The 13,013-nt window shown below is 58.6% G+C and carries 13 protein-coding genes; all 13 read right to left on the bottom strand.

Features of this window, described 5'->3' with window-relative positions; all coding sequences use genetic code 11:
- Positions 1–69 precede the first annotated feature (69 nt).
- Entirely contained in the window at positions 70–741 is a 672-nt protein-coding gene (locus CRO46_RS15175; RefSeq protein ID WP_179759081.1) for a response regulator transcription factor, read from the bottom strand.
- Between the two features lie 86 nt (positions 742–827).
- On the bottom strand, positions 828–1,499 hold the full coding sequence (visN, locus tag CRO46_RS15170) for a transcriptional regulator VisN (protein ID WP_097108611.1): 672 nt from the start codon (positions 1,497–1,499) through the stop codon (positions 828–830).
- A 630-nt stretch (positions 1,500–2,129) separates the two neighbouring features.
- Complete coding sequence (fliF, locus tag CRO46_RS15165) at positions 2,130–3,812, bottom strand: flagellar basal-body MS-ring/collar protein FliF (RefSeq protein WP_097108610.1); 1,683 nt, start codon at positions 3,810–3,812, stop codon at positions 2,130–2,132.
- A 104-nt stretch (positions 3,813–3,916) separates the two neighbouring features.
- Positions 3,917–4,309, bottom strand: a complete 393-nt coding sequence (locus tag CRO46_RS15160) for a hypothetical protein (RefSeq protein WP_097108609.1) — start codon at positions 4,307–4,309, stop codon at positions 3,917–3,919.
- A gap of 14 nt (positions 4,310–4,323) precedes the next feature.
- Entirely contained in the window at positions 4,324–4,878 is a 555-nt protein-coding gene (gene cheD / locus CRO46_RS15155) for a chemoreceptor glutamine deamidase CheD (RefSeq protein ID WP_097108608.1), read from the bottom strand.
- Positions 4,875–5,264, bottom strand: a complete 390-nt coding sequence (locus CRO46_RS15150; RefSeq protein WP_097108711.1) for a response regulator — start codon at positions 5,262–5,264, stop codon at positions 4,875–4,877. The genes cheD and CRO46_RS15150 overlap by 4 nt, the downstream gene beginning before the upstream one ends.
- Positions 5,264–6,331, bottom strand: coding sequence for a protein-glutamate methylesterase/protein-glutamine glutaminase (locus CRO46_RS15145; protein WP_097108607.1), 1,068 nt, complete (start codon positions 6,329–6,331; stop codon positions 5,264–5,266). The genes CRO46_RS15150 and CRO46_RS15145 overlap by 1 nt, the downstream gene beginning before the upstream one ends.
- 5 nt (positions 6,332–6,336) lie before the next feature.
- Positions 6,337–7,218 (bottom strand): protein-glutamate O-methyltransferase, encoded by an 882-nt coding sequence (locus CRO46_RS15140; protein WP_097108606.1) that lies wholly within the window; start codon positions 7,216–7,218, stop codon positions 6,337–6,339.
- Positions 7,215–7,649, bottom strand: coding sequence for a chemotaxis protein CheW (locus tag CRO46_RS15135; RefSeq protein WP_244577912.1), 435 nt, complete (start codon positions 7,647–7,649; stop codon positions 7,215–7,217). The genes CRO46_RS15140 and CRO46_RS15135 overlap by 4 nt, the downstream gene beginning before the upstream one ends.
- A gap of 31 nt (positions 7,650–7,680) precedes the next feature.
- On the bottom strand, positions 7,681–9,957 hold the full coding sequence (locus CRO46_RS15130) for a chemotaxis protein CheA (protein ID WP_097108604.1): 2,277 nt from the start codon (positions 9,955–9,957) through the stop codon (positions 7,681–7,683).
- A gap of 13 nt (positions 9,958–9,970) precedes the next feature.
- The gene (locus CRO46_RS15125; protein WP_097108603.1) at positions 9,971–10,336 is read right to left on the bottom strand and encodes a response regulator; all 366 of its coding nucleotides are present in this window, start codon (positions 10,334–10,336) and stop codon (positions 9,971–9,973) included.
- Positions 10,333–10,632 (bottom strand): STAS domain-containing protein, encoded by a 300-nt coding sequence (locus CRO46_RS15120; protein ID WP_097108602.1) that lies wholly within the window; start codon positions 10,630–10,632, stop codon positions 10,333–10,335. Before CRO46_RS15120 ends, CRO46_RS15125 begins: the two co-directional genes overlap by 4 nt.
- A 66-nt stretch (positions 10,633–10,698) precedes the next feature.
- Positions 10,699–12,270, bottom strand: coding sequence for a methyl-accepting chemotaxis protein (locus CRO46_RS15115; protein ID WP_097108601.1), 1,572 nt, complete (start codon positions 12,268–12,270; stop codon positions 10,699–10,701).
- Positions 12,271–13,013 lie beyond the last annotated feature (743 nt).

The raw sequence follows: 13,013 nt of genomic DNA, 5'->3' as shown, positions 1-13,013 counted from the left end.
GGATTCAAGACCTGTACGAGCCAGTAGAGCTGGCCCTGCAATCGGCCTTCTCAGCCGAAGCGGTTTGGTTCAGGCAATGATGCCGAGCCGGATGGCCTTCGCGATGGCCTGAATGCGGTTGACAGCGTTGAGCTTGGTGGTGGCGGAACCGAGGTAGGCATTCACGGTATGGACGGACAGGTTGAGCTGCTCGCCGATAGCCTCACTCTTCATGCCATTTCCGACAAGCTGCAGACACTCGATTTCACGGTCATTAAGGTTCTCGGCGCCGGCGGAAATGCCAAATGCCAGCCGCATTTTCTCGCGGACAACGGAAACGGCCTTCCGGTGCAGATCGATCAGCAGATCGTCGCTGAGCACAGAACGGGCATTGAAGAACAGCACGATGCCGTTACCCATAGTTCCCAGCTGGACGGGAAACGCGAGGTGAGGCTCTTCATTGGCTCCGCTATCGGCGAGCACAGCCGGCGACGCGGCGAAAACCGCCGGGTCAGTCGGGTTGAAGACAACCGGAACCGGTGATGAATAGAGGTGCTTGAGCAGGAATTCGGAATTCTGCAGAAGGAACTTGTTGACCAGGGCCTGGGAACCGGAGCTCTGCATCGCACATTCGACCTTGCCGGGTTTGAGCAGGGTGTGTGCCTGGACCGACAGCAGGGCGAAAGCCGTGGACCCACACAGCCTTTGCATCGTTACCAGCTTGGGAAACAGATCCGCCGTAGAAGCGCCATCACCGAGCACGGTACCTCCTGTCCGTTCCTGGGTTCGCTCCTGGGCCTGCTGAACGTCTTGAGATGCTCCAAAATCCGTCAAAGTGCTTCCTTTGGTCATATGATCCGCTGTCGCACCGCCAGGGCAACTGCTTCGGAGCGCGTCTTGGCACCGGTCTTGTTCATGATACTGGTGATGTAGTTGTTCACCGTGTTGCGGGAGATGCCGATGATCAGGGCAATCTCGTCACTTGTCTTGCCTTCGCCAATCCAGGACAGGCACTCCACCTCCCGGACTGTCAGGTCGGAGAGGGCGTTGTTGGTGGAGACGATCTCAGGGTATTGCGACGTGTAATAGGCCACTGCCAGGGCGACATCGCGGAGCCGATCATTGGAAAGGGAGACATCCTTCTCGAACAAAAGCGCCAGCAGCATGCGTGCAGGGCCGGCATTGAATGGGATCAGGCACATCCTGGGTGCGTAATCATTCGATAGATCGTGCGGCGCATCAATGTCCTGAAAGGCAGGTTCGAAGGCCTGAAGACAGCGCCGGACTTCACTGGTCCGGGCCTCGCAGTCAACCAGGGCCGCGGCAAACCTGCGAACCAGATTGAAGGGCCAGTTGGATGTGACAATGAAATCGTTGTTCCGGTCGGAATACACGTCCGTACGAGCGAGCAGGTATGAGCGTGCGCCAGCATAAGCGCAGATCAGATCCATTCCGCCAGTCAGATGCCCACAGGTGCGCTGCGCTTCCAGATCATGGATAAACGAACCACGCGTGTTCATCAGCCCCCCTTATTTCGTCTTGTGCGCCCACAACTGTTGCGCACATGCGTCGAACCACAACATGGCCAGGGAGTCGGCATCCTTACGCTACTCGATACCGATTGCCTCACCAGCGAGACCAAACCGCCACCACTTGTTTCACCACGGGCAGGACCCTCGAATCACTTGCCCGCAGATACAGTGTGCCGAAATTCACCCCGAGAAAACATAGCCATCTTCTAGGACTGGACAGGCCGAACAATCTGTGGAGCAGTTTACTTGAATTTTAGCGGTTTGCACCCGGTTTCAGTGATTCGGCCGACCTAATCTGTGCCTTCCGGTCACTGGCGCGGCTTTTTACGCGATGAAGTGATTGGTTTTGCGCGATTTCCGCCGTTATGCCTGCTCCCGGCAATTCATGCTCTGGTCGGGGAGCAGCCCCTGTCTGATGTTGAACCGGCAGGGCATCAAGCCTGGTGCCAGCTGAGCCGTTGCGTCCGGATCATGGCAAGGGGTGAAGCGGTGTGGATACAGTACCGCCTTGGCCTGGCCGGGCAGAGCGGTGAAACAGGCAGACGATACTGGCCAAGCGATGATTGCGGCCAGCCCGGGATTGTTTCACCCCGGCTCATCCTGAACTTACCGGCGAGCCTAGGCTGCTTCGCTCGAGGCCCAGCTTCTGAGGATCTTGGCTGCTCGCTCTTCGTTGATCTCTACCATGCGCGCGAGACGGCGTTCCGGACCTTCCTTGACGCGACGATTGAAGGCGCCGGAGTCTTCGAGCTCCAGTTCGGATTCGCTTTCCTCACCAAATCCGAAGTCCGCGCCGAAGCCCTCCATGGCCATCGCATTGCCACCTGCACCCATTGCGGCAGGAGAGAAGTCTGGCAGTTCCAGCTCGTCATCCAGGCCGAGTTCGTCCTGACTTGCAGCAGCACCCGTGCCGCGAAGCAGCGGACGGAAGCCGAACATGATCAAAAGGACAGCCACGGTGATGAACGCCAGTGCATTGATGATCGTGCCAAGCTGGGTCTTCAAAGTCTCCATGAAACCAGGACGTGCCGCTTCCGCTGTGAGGATTTCACTGGCAAGGAACTCCATCACGGTGACGGTGGCACGGTCGCCGCGTTCGGCGTCGATACCGGAAGCCGAGGCAACAACCTGCTCGAGTTCGGCGAGGTAGGCCGCGGTCTGTTCAGCTGTGGGATCGCCGCCAAGCATGGCGTCGATACGTGCCTTGTTGACCACGACGGCGATCGACAGACCTTCGACATTGTAGCTGTTGCGCACAGTCGACACGGTCTTGGAGTTGATCTCGAAGTTGGTCTGCTCTTCCTTGCGCTCGGCCAGTTCGCTGGACTTCGGCCCGGCAGCATCGGTTGCGGCGGGCCCCTGGTCGGGAATGTTCTGCTCGACAGTGGCCGGAGTGCCGGCTGCCGATTCGCTGGATGTCTGGTTTTCCCGGGTCACCCGGATCGACCGTTCGACCCGGGATTCCGGATCATAGACGGTTTCCTGGATCTGCTGGCTGTCTGTATTGACCTTGGCATTGACGCTGGCCCGGAAGTTTTCAATTCCGAGAAACGGCGACAAAGCCTTTTCAATGTTGGTTTCAACCTCGGTCTGGACCATCTGCACAATCGACAGCGAGCGGTTGAGGTTCGAGTTGGAGAAATCGTCCCCGGCCGCGAGCAGCTTGCCGGTTGCATCGAGCACGGTGACTTCATCGACGGTCAAACCCGGGACCGATGAGGCGACCAGGTGACGAATCGAATCGGCAGCGCGGTTGGCAAGACTGCCACCACGCACCATGACCGATGCCGACGGTTTCTGATCGCCGCGACGGAAGTTGCCGCGGTCCGGCATGACGATATGGACGCGGGCCGCAGAAATGCCATTGATGGACTGGATGGTACGGGCGATTTCGCCCTCGAGCGCTCGAACGCGGGTGACTTCCTGCATGAAGCTGGTCAGGCCGAGCGAGCCGACATTGTCGAACAATTCGTACCCGGCGCTGTTTGAAGACGGCAGCCCGCGTTCTGCAAGCAGCATGCGGGCGCGGCTGGTCATGCCGGCTGGTACGGTGACGGAAGATCCATCCGTGCCGGTCGCGAAGTCGATGTTGGCTTCTGCAAGAACCAAGCTGATCTGATTTATGTCTTCACCAGAGAGACCAATGTAGAGGGTCTCACGCGTTGGTTTGTTGAGGAAAATGGCAGACCCGATGATCAAGAGAACCGACAGGACGCCAACCCCCGCAAGGGCCAACAGCTTCGTCTGACCGAGACCGGCCAGATTTTTGGTGACTTGTGACAGCTGGTTCAACAGACTCATTCTGTATCCGCGCTCAATAAATGACGCCGGCCACATTGACCGGTAAGTTCACACTAGACAGCGAAACTTGCGCGAAGATGATCTATTGCCGGAGACCCGGAGGATCAGAAGAAGTCGAGGTCTCCCGAGGCTTTCTGGTAGACATCGGCGGAAGGGGTCTCGTGAATCGAGGCCTTCAGCCGCCGTTTCATGTCCTCCAGGGTAAGCAGGTTGAGTGCCGTGGTGATGTCGATGAGATGTTCAGGCTCCAGCCGCTCGCTAATTCCATTAAGGAACTCCGCCAAGCCGTGGGTCTTCTGGACCGCGAGATCAATCCCCTGCATGACGCGCATATGGTCTGGTGAAGCCAGAAACTCTGTTGAGCGCCCGTTGGACAAAAGCGGTTCCAGCCGCTCGATCAGTTGCGCGACGTCGACCAGTTCCGAACTGATCCGTTCCATGACTTCACGCAACGGCTCGCCGGTGTCGCCGCCGTGGTCGAAGGGCAATTGCGTCATGATCGCGGTACTCCTTAAAAAAACTCGATCGACGTATCCGCCGGCTTGGGTGCAATAACTTTCTGTGGCACGGTTTCAAGTGCCACCGTCTTCTGCATTTCGGATCCGGTCAGCGGGTATTGCCTGGCGCGGCCGCTGACGGGGAAATATTCAAGCTTGCGCCCGACATCACCACCGGTGTTGCTTCCGACGATCCGAATGCCTTCGTCGGTGAGAAACTGCTGGGCAAATTCCGCATTCTTTTCACCAACATTGGAGAACCCCGCGATGGTTTTGGCTCCGCCAATGATCTTGGCTTCCAGCCGATCGCGCCGTGCGCCCTTTTTGAGCAGGCCGTTGATCAGCAATTCCATCAAGTGCACGCCGTAGCGGGTGGCTTCACCACCGGATCCGTTTGCGGATCCAGGCAACAGGAAGTGGTTCATTCCACCGACACCGGCGACAGGATCGCGCATGCACGCGGCAACGCACGAACCCAGGATGGTGGACAACACCACGTTCGGGTCATCGGTCACCTTATACTCGCCCTGGATTACGTGAATCCTGCGAAACTGCGCATCATCTGTCACTTCAACGATCCAAACACTGCCTCGATCGCAGCTTTCATTTTCTCAATGGTGAAAGGCTTCGCCAAGACGTTGTTCGCACCCAAGGCTGCAGCCTTTTGAACCAATGCCCGGTCACCCTGGGCGGTGAGCATGATGAATGCCGCCTTCTTGGTTGCGGGGTTGGAGCGGACAGCCTGAAGGAAGCCCAGACCATCCATCTTCGGCATGTTGAAGTCCGAAATGACAAGGTGGTGTGGCTGCTGGGCCATGATCTTGGCACCTTGCTCGCCATCGCCGGCCACAGTGATCTGTGTGAAACCGAGTTGCTGAAGAGCATCGCCCAGCAGGAGTCGGCTGGTCACCTGATCGTCAACGATGAGAACTTTGATTTTCTGTGCAATAGACATCATGCGACCCTATCTTTGCGAGAGGTTGTTGTTGTTGACTTGAGGATTTCCTCCCCAATCTGGTTGAGTGGAAACTGACAGTCGACGGCACCGATTTCGTGTGCGACACGCGGCATGCCATATACCACACAGGATTTTTCGTTCTGGCCGATGGTGCTTGCTCCGGCCTTCTTCATCTCGAGCAATCCGGCGGCCCCGTCACGTCCCATACCGGTGAGAATGACCCCGACCGCCTTGCGGCCGGCCAATTTCGCAACCGACCTGAACATGACATCGACCGAGGGCCGGTGCCCGTTAACCGGCGCCCCCTCAATCAAAGTGCAACGGGGCGATGCGGAATTCGTTATCTCCATGTGACGGTCCCCACCTGGCGCGAGATAGATGCGGCCAATCTCCAGACGATCGCCATCCTCGGCCTCCTTTACCTGCGGCGCGCAGTGGCGGTTCAGCCGTTCAGCGAAACTCTTGGTAAAGGTTGCCGGCATGTGCTGGGTGATTACCGTAGGCGGACAATTTGCCGGAAATTTGGTCAATACCGCGATCAGCGCCTCGACGCCTCCCGTCGATGCCCCCAGCGCAATGATCTTGCGTGCCGGCTGGTAATCGCTGGGTGTTGCGGAAGCGGGAGCTGCAACGGCAGGCTGACCGGCGGCAACCGGGTCTGGCAGATGCCGTTGCGAGCGTGCAGCGGCCTTGACTGTTTCGGCAAGTTCGGCAAACGGCCTCGGATCACCCGGCGCTGGCTTGCCGATGCAATCGAATGCTCCGATTTCCAAAGCCGCCAGCGTCGCCTCGGCGCCACGCTGGGTCAGGGTCGATACCATGATCACGGGCATCGGCCTGAGTTTCATGATCTTTTCGAGGAACTCGATGCCGTTCATGTTGGGCATCTCGACATCGAGAGTGATGACGTCGGGATTGAGGCGCTTGATGGCGCTGCGGGCTTCCATGGCGTCGGCGGCTTCGCCGACGACCTCGATCCCCGGATCAGAGCGCAATACCGCCCTGATCAGGCCCCGCATCGTCGGGGAGTCATCTACAACAAGGACACGTGCTCGTGCTGCCATGGTTGTCAGACCCTCCCCTTATGGCGGTAGGTGGTGATGCCGGTGTTGTCGAAGCGGTTCTTGCCCTCTCCGGACAGGCGCTCGGAATGCCCGATATAGAGGTGTCCGCCCGGCGGCAGGAGATCTGCGTAGCGAACCCAGATCTTGGCCTGCGTGGCTTCGTCGAAATAGATCACCACATTGCGGCAGAAAATCACGTCGAACTGCCCTCGGAACGGCCATTGAGCCATCAGGTTGAGTTCCTTGAAGGTGATGAGCTGCTTGACCTGGTCGCTGACCTGCCAGCGGTTTTCCGGAGTCTGCGAGAACCATTTCTTGCGCATTCCGGCATCCACGGTCTCGATTGCCTGGGCATCGTAGACTCCGGCTTTGGCCAGCGCGATGATCTTCGGATCGATGTCGGTTGCGAGGATCTTGAAATCGTAGTTCGCAACGTTTGGCGCCATCGAGAGCACCGTCAGAGCGATCGAGTAGGGTTCCTGTCCGTCAGAACAGGCCGAGGACCAGATACGGACGCGTCCGCCTGCCTGGGCGCGGCTGAGAAGACCCGGCAGAACCTCGGTGCGAAGATGCTCGAAATGGTGATTCTCGCGGAAAAAGCGCGTGAAGTTCGTCGTCAGGAAGCTGAGCATCTCCCGGCGTTCGTCCGCGCCCGCGGCGGATCCAACCAAGGCACAATAATCCCGGAAGCTGTTCAAGCCGATCTGGCGAAGTCGCTTGGACAGCCGCGAGTAGACCAGGGAAGCCTTGGTCTCGTTGAGCGCAATACCGGCGTCGGAATAGATCATTCCGGCAATCTCGGCCAGGTCCCTGCGGGTCAGCGGATAGTCCCCCTGAACGAGGCACTCATCGGGCCGACCGGACTGAAGGATTGCAGCGGCGCTCATGCGGCCTCACTTTCAATGGTTCCAAAAAGGGCTTCGATTTGCAGGAAACAGACCATCAGTTCATCCCTGGGGATCATTCCCCGGATCTCGTGCTTGTTCATGGTCTTGCTCACATCGGGGGCGGCATGGATGTCGTCGGTCGACACGGTGAAGATGCCCGACACCGAATCCACCAGCAGACCGACAATCTGGTTGCCTATATGAGTAACGATGATGACCGACTCCTGGGACGGTTCGGCGGCTGCCAGGCCCAGTCTTCGTGCAAGATCCATTACCGGAAGAACCGCGCCGCGGAGATTGATCACGCCGCAGACATGATCCGGTGAGTGCGGCAAGACCGTCGCTGGTGTCCAGCTGCGGATTTCACGCACTGACACAACTTCGATACAGAACTCCTGATCACCGAGTGAAAAGGCCATCAATTCAAGCATGCCGGTTCCGGACGTCCGCATCGTTTCCCCCTTACCCGGTCGCTGCGAGCATCATGTCAGGGCTGAGCGGCTGACCGCGAGAAGCCGTGACAACAGCGTCAACGTCAAGGATGAGAGCCACGCGACCGTCGCCGAGAATGGTTGCCGCGGCAATGCCGGGCACATTCGTGTAGTTGGCTTCGAGGCTCTTGATGACGACCTGGCGCTGACCCTGGATGGCGTCGACCATGAGTGCGCGCTGACCGCCGCCCTCGGATTCGACCAGCAACGCCACTCCATCGACCGGATTGGCAAGGTCGGCGCGGAAGTTGAGGATGTTGCCGACATCAACCAGGGGGCAGAAGGTATCGCGGATGGCGATGAGCCGCTGGCTTGGGCCGAAGGAGTGAATATCACTCTTTTCAGGCTGCAGCGTTTCGACGATGGCGGTAAGCGGAACAACCAGCGTCTGTTCGGCAACCGTCACCACCATTCCGTCCAGCACCGCCAGTGTCAGCGGCAGGCTCATGGTGAATACCGAGCCCTTGCCCGGCTTGGAGGTGATGGAGATCCGGCCTCCCAGTGCCTGGATGGAGCGCTTGACCACATCCATGCCGACGCCACGTCCGGAAATGTCGGAGATCTTGTCGGCTGTAGAGAATCCGGGATGGAAGATCAGGTTGTCGATGTCCTCGTCGCTGAGGTTGGCTTCCGGCGTGATCAGGCCATTTTCGATGGCCTTTGCCTTGACCCGCTCGCGATTGATGCCGGCGCCATCGTCGGCGATCTCGATCACGATCCGTCCGGACCGGTGCTTTGCGCTCAGTTTCAGCACGCCTTCGGGATTCTTGCCGAGTTCCGTGCGCTTTTCCGGACCTTCCAGGCCATGATCGACGGCGTTGCGGATCATGTGTGTCAAAGGTTCGGCGATCTTGTCGATCACCGTCTTGTCGACCTCGGTGTTTTCGCCTTCGGTCACCAGCTTGACGCTCTTGCCGGTCATGTCGGCGATTTCGCGAACAATACGGCCCATGCGCTGGAACACCGGTTTGACCGGCTGGGCGCGGATGGCCATGACACTGTCCTGAATCTCACGGGTCAGCTGCTGCAGCTCTTCCAGGCCAAGGTTGACCGCAGAGGATCCACCGCTTTCGTTCTCGACAACGCTTTGCGCCAGCATCGCCTGGTTGATGACCAGCTCTCCGACCAGGTTGATCAGGCGGTCAACGCGGTCCAGGTCCACGCGGATGGTCTGCGGTGCGGCAGGAACCGCGGGAACCGCTGCTTCCTTCTTCTCGGCTTCCGCGGCGATTGCCTTGGCAGCGCGCGGCATGTTTGCCGGGGCCAGTTGAGCCGGCTCCTGGGTAGCAGGGACCGATTCCGGGGCCGCGGCTTCGGCGGCAACAACCGGCGCATCCTCCAGCAGCGAGAGATCAAACGGCACTGCGGCCATCGGCTGGTCTTCACCCATTGCGTCGGGCGCAGTGAAAGCCTCTTCATCGGCGCCAGCCGTGATTTCGACGGCGGAGTCCCATTCGACGAACTCGAACACCTGGCGGATGGCTTCTTCATCGCTTTCGGTTTCAACCCGGATCAGCCACGAGAAGTAGGCCCCTTCCGGATCAAGCAGATCCAGCGATGGCAGATCATCTGTCTCGCAGCGCACCTGGAGTTCGCCGACCTTGGAGAGTTCGCGCAGGATCAGTACAGCTTCATTGCCCTTGGCATAAAGGTCCGAGCGGGGCTTGAAGCGAACCGTGAAGACCGAAGCTCCGCCACCAATTGCCAGTTCATCATCATCATCGATGCCGTCGAAGCTGAACGGGACCGGCTGGAAGCCGCTGTCATCGGTCGGAGCCGGCGCCTCTTCAACCGGCGATTCGGGGGCTTCAGATTGCGGTGCCGGTGCCGCCGGAGCCGCCGGAGCAGCAGCGCCAGGCAACGGCTGTCCCTTGGCGTAGGCCTCAAGTTCAGCCACCAGACCAGAAGTACGTGAGGCCTCGACCGTACCGCCGTCGCGGGACGCCGCTGTCAGGTCCGACAGCACGTCGGCTGAGCGCAGCATGACCTTGAGCAGATCCGGAGAAGCCTCAAGCTTGTTGGATCGAACGCAATCAAGTGTTGTCTCGAACACATGCGCGAAGGAGACGAGATCATCGAGCCCGAAAGCTCCAGCGCCACCCTTGATCGAATGCACGGCGCGAAAAACCGCATTTACCGTTTCCGGATCGGTATCGCCATCATTGAGTCGGAGCAGACCGGATTCCAGTTCTGCGAGCTGTTCCTCGCATTCCTGGAAAAAGATCTCCTTGATTTCATTCATATCCATAGGAAAGATCCTGTCAGGCAGTTACACGCTCGATGGCTGCAATCAGTTTGGACGGGTCAAAAGGCTTGACAATCCAACCGGTTGCTCCGGCTTCACGGGCGCGGTTCTTTTTCTCCGCGTCGCTCTCAGTCGTCAGAACCAGAATTGGAATCGCTCGAAAACGTTCGTTCTGCCGCACGCCTTCAATGAAGCCGAAGCCATCAAGCCGCGGCATGTTGATGTCCGTGACGATGACATCGGGGTTGGACTCCTCGAGAACTTCCAGACCTTCGACCCCGTCTTCAGCCTGCACGGTGTCGAAGCCGGCATTGTTCAGAGTGACCAGAAGCATGTTGCGGATCGTTCGCGAGTCGTCGACCGTGAGAACCTTCTTCTTCATTTCAGTATCTCCTTTGGAAGCAGAGCTTCATCCGAAATTCCCAGTAGCTGCAGTGTCTTGACGAACACATCGGAAGCTGGAGCAACCCTGAAGTTCTGTTCCTCGGCGCGCCAGCTCCTCGCAGCTGCAAGCAGCACCTGGATACATTGAGCACCAACGCGGCTCACTTCAGATGCATCGATATCGATGTCCTCACCCTTGTGGGCAAGAACCTGTTCGTGAAGGCGGCTGGCTGCGTTGAGGTCGAGAACCTCCGGCAGTTTCAGAACCTTCGGTGATGTACCGTCAGACGACATGTCGGCTATCCTTACTTGTGAATGGGCGAAAGCTGTTGGTTGCGACCTGTTGCTCAATCAGGATCGTCACGCGAGCCTCCTCTGGACGTGGTGCTGTGAGGATGGCACGGCTGCCGGCTCAGTTGACATTTCGACGCTTTGAAACCCGGCGTGGCGTTCCTGCCGATGCAGCCGGATCTGCTCGCCAAGCTCAGTGATGACGAGATGAAGATCGGCCCCGGTTTCAGCTGCGCTTGAAATGCGTGCTCCGCCGGTGTTGATCGATGTCGCAATACGGCCCAGAGACGTTGCCGAATCAGCGATGTGGTCAGCTTCAGCCTGGGCCTGGGTACCGACACCGGCGACCGATTGGGAAATGGTGCCAACCTGGTCGACAAGCCCGGAAATGGCCGTCCGGGTCTCGTCAACCAGTGCGACACCGCGTCCAACATGGGATTTGGCGTCCGAGACCAGTTCCTTGATTTCATTGGCTGCGCCCGCGGACCGTTGGGCAAGGGCGCGGACTTCGGTGGCGACCACTGCAAAGCCGCGGCCGGCATCACCGGCGCGGGCCGCCTCAATGCCTGCGTTGAGCGCCAGCAAATTGGTCTGGAAGGCGATTTCCTCAATCACCGAAATAATCTTGCCGATCTGCTCGGCGGAATTTTCGACGCCCGCCATGGCGTCGATGGCCTCACCGACAACCCGATCACCGGCCTCGGCACTGGTACGGGCATCCGCTATCAGGTTTTCGGCCTTCATTGCATTCTCAGCGGTCAGGCGTATGCGGCTTGCAATCGATGCAAGTCCTTCGTGTTCCTCGCCGACCGAATTGCCGTGGCGTTCGATCTCGACACGGACGGCTTCGAGGTCGGCACTCAACTGAATTGCAAGCTGCTGGGCTTTGCGCAGGTTGGCTTCAGACCCCGCGATCAACTCTTCGAGACGGCTGGCGGCACGATTGAAATCGTCTGCTGCCTGCTGGTGGATCCCGATGGCCTGAGGTTCAATGCGCACGGAGAGATCGCCATCGGCCAGTCGTGCCAATGCTGCACCCAGGGTCGCGGCCACGAGGTCACGCTCTTCGTTGATCTGGCCCTGGCGCTGACTTGCCATTACCTTGGCTTGGGAATTCAGCCGGTGCGACACCTGCATGTCGATATCGATCAGGGTTGCCTTTACGACATCCACCAGTCGGTCAGCGAGAAGGTTTCGGTCGGCCTTGCGCGAGAACGCCTGGAACAGACCGGTCCGGCTTTCTTCGACCAGGCGGCGGATCACCCGTTCGAGCACAAGCGCATGTCCACCGATCGACCAGCCGGCATCCAGTCCGATACGCTGGCGAACCTCTCCCAGGATGACCGAGCGGTCAACATAAAGCCCGTCGAACCGGCCGTCAGCCAAGATCGACCAATGCGCGACTTCAAGTTCTTCCAACCGGTCGATCTGACGGCTGGATGTGAACAGGGAGGCAATCTCGGGCGTGTTTTGCAGACGTTCGAAAAAGGCAGACAACGCAACCCGGGATTCGGCTTCGATCATGGGGCGCATATCGCGCAGACGATCGCTGCTGTCCTGATCAAGCCTGGTCAGATCGAGGCGCGCACGCAGGCCATCAGCCGCAGCTGCATCCCTCACCCTTGCTTGAACGTGCCCCACGCGTTTAACCCCAACAACCGGCTAGAAGCCAAGAAACCTGTCGGGCCTGCGGTGCAGCATAGGTGGTGGCAAAATATCGGAGGCACCTGTCGCGTCTGCTGACAGGACACAGCCAGTATCTTCATACCTTGCGCCGTCTGGCCCATGAAACTCTGGAAATCCGGATCTTGCCGGAACCTCGGAGCGGCTTCATGCCTTTGTGGGAACGGAACGAACGCACAATTCCACAATCCGGAGATTAGTTTGTTTTTTACGTATTAATCCTTGCCCGAAGGTTAACACCGGTTACCAGTGTTAATCATATCGCCACTGCAAATCAGCCAGCGCTTGACCAACCACAGGTCAGTCTCGAGCCACCCAATTGTCGGAGCGCAAGTTTCAGACAAGTCGCGTCGTGTAGCTAATACTGCGACGATGACAATGATGTCAGCTGGGGTCGAGCAATGATTGTTCTGGAAATAGGCGCGATATTGATCGCGATCACCACTCTCGCAAGTTTCTCACTTCACCTTCGGACAAGAGAACCCCACGGGCGGCTCAAACGGATCTTTTGAGCTACAGAGACCACTGACGGCTGTTGTAGTGACGCAGTCTACAACCCCGTTTCGTTGATATGCTCAAAAACAAACAGTTTAACCGCTGATTGCAAGAAATCGCAGTTCTGGTGTCGCTTTCCTTGGCGCAGCCCGACATACCGGCAGCTCAAATCCGGCTGCTTCGATGGTCATATCGGCTCTCCGAGC

The organism is Parahoeflea halophila, from assembly GCF_900220985.1.
Classification (GTDB): Bacteria; Pseudomonadota; Alphaproteobacteria; order Rhizobiales; family Rhizobiaceae; genus Hoeflea; species Hoeflea halophila.
This window is presented reverse-complemented; position numbering and strand designations above follow the sequence as displayed.

Excerpts from the sequence above, each read along its gene's own strand:
- visN (WP_097108611.1), bottom strand. The coding sequence starts at position 1,499 with ATGAACACGCGTGGTTCGTTTATCCATGATCTGGAAGCGCAGCGCACC.
- fliF (WP_097108610.1), bottom strand. The coding sequence starts at position 3,812 with ATGAGTCTGTTGAACCAGCTGTCACAAGTCACCAAAAATCTGGCCGGT.
- CRO46_RS15160 (WP_097108609.1), bottom strand. The coding sequence starts at position 4,309 with ATGACGCAATTGCCCTTCGACCACGGCGGCGACACCGGCGAGCCGTTG.
- CRO46_RS15150 (WP_097108711.1), bottom strand. The coding sequence starts at position 5,264 with ATGTCTATTGCACAGAAAATCAAAGTTCTCATCGTTGACGATCAGGTG.
- CRO46_RS15145 (WP_097108607.1), bottom strand. The coding sequence starts at position 6,331 with ATGGCAGCACGAGCACGTGTCCTTGTTGTAGATGACTCCCCGACGATG.
- CRO46_RS15140 (WP_097108606.1), bottom strand. The coding sequence starts at position 7,218 with ATGAGCGCCGCTGCAATCCTTCAGTCCGGTCGGCCCGATGAGTGCCTC.
- CRO46_RS15135 (WP_244577912.1), bottom strand. The coding sequence starts at position 7,649 with ATGCTTGAATTGATGGCCTTTTCACTCGGTGATCAGGAGTTCTGTATC.
- CRO46_RS15130 (WP_097108604.1), bottom strand. The coding sequence starts at position 9,957 with ATGGATATGAATGAAATCAAGGAGATCTTTTTCCAGGAATGCGAGGAA.
- CRO46_RS15125 (WP_097108603.1), bottom strand. The coding sequence starts at position 10,336 with ATGAAGAAGAAGGTTCTCACGGTCGACGACTCGCGAACGATCCGCAAC.
- CRO46_RS15120 (WP_097108602.1), bottom strand. The coding sequence starts at position 10,632 with ATGTCGTCTGACGGTACATCACCGAAGGTTCTGAAACTGCCGGAGGTT.